The organism is Okeania sp. SIO2F4 (genome assembly GCF_010672385.1).
Classification (GTDB): Bacteria; Cyanobacteriota; Cyanobacteriia; order Cyanobacteriales; family Microcoleaceae; genus Trichodesmium.
Window position 1 is genome coordinate 1 of the sequence record NZ_JAAHGT010000988.1, and the last position, 3,493, is coordinate 3,493.

At 36.5% G+C, this 3,493-nt stretch carries 4 protein-coding genes; 2 read left to right on the forward strand and 2 right to left on the reverse strand.

Annotation, left to right across the window (positions count from 1 at the left end):
* Positions 1-453: 453 nt before the first annotated feature.
* Positions 454-1,392, reverse strand: coding sequence for an undecaprenyl-diphosphate phosphatase (locus tag F6K22_RS36055; RefSeq protein WP_293109427.1), 939 nt, complete (start codon positions 1,390-1,392; stop codon positions 454-456).
* A gap of 696 nt (positions 1,393-2,088) precedes the next feature.
* Entirely contained in the window at positions 2,089-2,220 is a 132-nt protein-coding gene (locus tag F6K22_RS36060) for a hypothetical protein (protein WP_293109429.1), read from the reverse strand.
* Between the two features lie 176 nt (positions 2,221-2,396).
* On the opposite strand from F6K22_RS36060, the gene F6K22_RS36065 reads away from it, so the two are divergent.
* Both F6K22_RS36065 and F6K22_RS36070 read left to right on the forward strand, forming a co-directional pair.
* Positions 2,397-3,098 carry a DUF3120 domain-containing protein gene (locus F6K22_RS36065; protein WP_293109430.1) on the forward strand — a complete coding sequence of 234 codons (702 nt, stop codon included), beginning with the start codon at positions 2,397-2,399 and terminating at the stop codon, positions 3,096-3,098.
* 146 nt (positions 3,099-3,244) lie between these two features.
* A partial coding sequence (locus F6K22_RS36070) for an FHA domain-containing protein (protein WP_293109432.1) occupies positions 3,245-3,493 on the forward strand: 249 nt, incomplete at its 3' end.

Sequence of the window (3,493 nt, forward strand, 5' to 3'; positions counted from 1 at the left end):
CACTCAAGCTGAAAAATTTGCACTTTTTTTCGCTCCAAAAAGGCACTTACCTTTATATGTCAGTTATATGTCAGTGCTTTTAGATTTAATCAGCAAACCCTAATTAATAAGCCACAACTTCCTAACTATCGTAAAAAAAGGGGGATATGCTCTAGTAACTTATCTCAAACAGGCATTAAAATTCAAAGATAAATAAATCAGACTCCCTCTAGGGAAAACATTTAAAAAATGGTTTCAAATAGATATTTTTTCTCTGGAAATGCCATCAAATTTAGACTTTAAAGACATCAAAAAACTGCGAATCTTACCACTAAATAAATGTTTTTATGCCTAATTTGTTTATAAACAAAAATCCCTTATTAAACCACTCCTAAATTTTGAAAAAGCCCTTTCAATCGATCCGGGATTAAATAATTAGAATCCCTTGCGTTTTAACCAAGGGAAAAGTCAATGCTATACATTCTGCAATACACCACCGGCTATCGCTACTAAGATTAATACCCCAAAAGCTAATCTATACCAAACAAATATCCAAGTATCCTGAGTTTGTAAGTATTTAATTAACCAAGCAATTGCTATATAAGAAAAAATTATTGCAGAGATAATTCCAGCGATGGTAGGAAGTAAGCCTATACCTCCAAACCCTTCATCGAAGAGAGTCTTCAGTTCCACTAAACCTGCCAAAGTAATCGCTGGAAGACCTAATAAAAAAGAAAATCTTGCTGCTGTAGCTCTTTCTAATCCCATAAACAAGCCACCTGTAATAGTTGAGCCAGAGCGAGATACTCCAGGAACTAATGCCAAGGCTTGGGCTATACCCATCAGTATGCCATCTTTAATATCTAGTTCTTCAAATTTACGTTTTCGGCTTCCAACTCTTTCTGCTATACCTAATAACAAAGCCATAACTATTGAAGCAATGGCGATCGCTACTGTACTACGCAGTGGGGAGTTATCAAAATCTGGAATAAATAGTTTAATCAACAATCCAAAAAATACTATTGGTAAGGTACCAAAGGCAATGCCAACTGCCATTTTGAAATCTGGGGACTGATAGTCAGATTTCAAAATAGATTTATATGTACCAATTGTGATTTTTGTCAAGTCATCCCAGAAATACCAAACAACAGAAACAATACTGCCTAATTGAATAACTGCAGTAAAGGCTACACCAGGGTCTCCCCAACCTAGCGCTACAGGGACAACCTTCAGGTGAGCGGTACTACTAATAGGTAAAAATTCTGTTAATCCTTGTACCATTCCGAGAATAACTGCCTGAAAAATAGTCAACTGTTCGGAGGTAGCTATCGGCTCAGATGGTAATGATTGGCCGACTTTTTCTAGAGAGATAAAAATTAGAGCGCTGACAATTACTGTACAGAATAATTTCATCAAGTAGCGTTTTCCTAGAATTATTAGTGAATTATAGCATTAATTAAGTGTAGTTAATTTTGACAATTTTCAGCGACTTTGTTCCATGAAAGTATATAGCAGCCGCACTTACTCCGCATATGTACAATAATAATGTGCCGAAACTCCTGTAACTATTGTACAATAGATGAATATAACATCAATCTACATAAAAAGGCTGAAACTTTTACCTGTAAAGGCTTTGAGGTTTAATTTCCGATAAATAACTATTGTACAATAGATGAATATAACATCAATAATCAATCGCGAAAGAGAGGGATATAGCTGCCGCACTTGCTCCGCCAAAGCTTTCTCAGCAAATAAATAACTATTGGACAATAGATGAATATAAAATCAATCTATAGAAAAAGAGTGATATAGCTGCGGAATGGATGTTCTATCACTACTTTCATGCAACAAAGACATTTTCAGCCATCAAAACCCTTGATTTTTCATCGTTTTCTCTATTCTTAACTAGAGTGTGTCATTTCAGTTATCAGTTATCAGTTATCAGTACCTTGCAACTGTTGCCAGAGACTTGAAATACTGAATTTGATTTTTTTCATCCCCTATCTGAGGGGAGGTTTGAGACCTTATTTTTTGGTCATCAATTGAGAATATTGACAGATAAAGGTAAGTGCCTTTTTAGGTCGAAAAAAGTGCCAGCTTTTCGGTCTTTTAAGCTAAAAAAGTTAGCATTTTGAGCAGACAAGATTTCTCACCTCCCACACCTCCCACACCTTCCACACCTCCCACACCTTCCATACCTCCCAAACCTCCCAAACCTCCCAAACCTTCCACACTTCCCACACTCTGCTTTTTTCCGCAAATCCTAACTATTCCTAAACAATCCCCATTGGGGGGATAAAAATGTTGTTAATATAAAGATGCCCTAGGAGGGGATAAAATCTATGATATATTAAATAAAATAAAGTTAAGTAAAAAATATTGAAAATATTTTGTTTGAAAACACTTTTTTTGCTAAAATGAATGTTTTTTTTCCATCTCTTATAGAAAAAAATTTTTTGGTATTTGTTTCAGAAAAAATTAGAATCAGCCAAAAATGGGCTGTGTTTGGCACTGCTGTATTTCTAGTGTCAGTACCAGTGTTTTTTCAAGCTCCAATGGTACGTCAACTGCCTTGGTTAAGTTTAGGGATGACAGGCTTTTGGTTATGGCTAAGTTTAAAATTGCTGAGAAACAGAGCAACTAATTTATGGGGTGATTTATTATTGGGGTTTACTTGGAGTTGGTTCACAGGTTCTGTATACTGGGGTTGGCTACGACAGGAACCATTTCTCCACTTACCAGTTGAAGCAATGTTTGTACCTTTGGCAATATGGTGTTTGAGACACAATCGAGAAATGGTAGGTAACTGTTTTTATTTAGGGTCTCTACTAGGTACAGCAGTTACAGACGGATATTTCTACATAACTGGTCTGATTCCTTATTGGCGACAGTTAATGATCGTTGAACCAGAAATGGCCTTAGAAGTATTTCAAGATGCTTTAACTCAAGTGCGTACTTCCTGGGGGATGACTTGGATTATTGTGTTAGTTGGGATTCTATTGCTGTTTGGTATTGTACCTTTGCAGTCTAAAAAGTTATACTGGTGGGCGTTTGGAGCAGCAGTATTGAGTACAATTTTAGTAGACAGTCTGTTTTTGTTGGCTGCTTTTGTGGCCTAAGACAAAATTTCAGAGGGGGTGCAGTAGAAAAATACCTCGGTAATAATACTGTCATACCTATGCTATTTTAGGGTCAATCAGTATATTACTGATCAATTTAGTGCTGACCAAAACAGAATTCACACAAGTTTAGAGCTTGTGTTACCATGAGTGCTACTGTCGTGACTTTTCAACCTCCTCATTTAGTGGTTCGCACTGAAGCAGGCGATCGCTACCTACCTCTAGTTGGAAATAATTGTTGGACTATTGGTAGAAGTAAAGATAATACTTTTGTCCTAGCTGATAAATGGATATCCCGCAACCATGTTATGATACAGCAGATGGATACGGGAGATTTTTATCTGATCGATTTAGGTAGTCGTAATGGTTCTTTTGTAAATGGCCGTCGTGTTAGC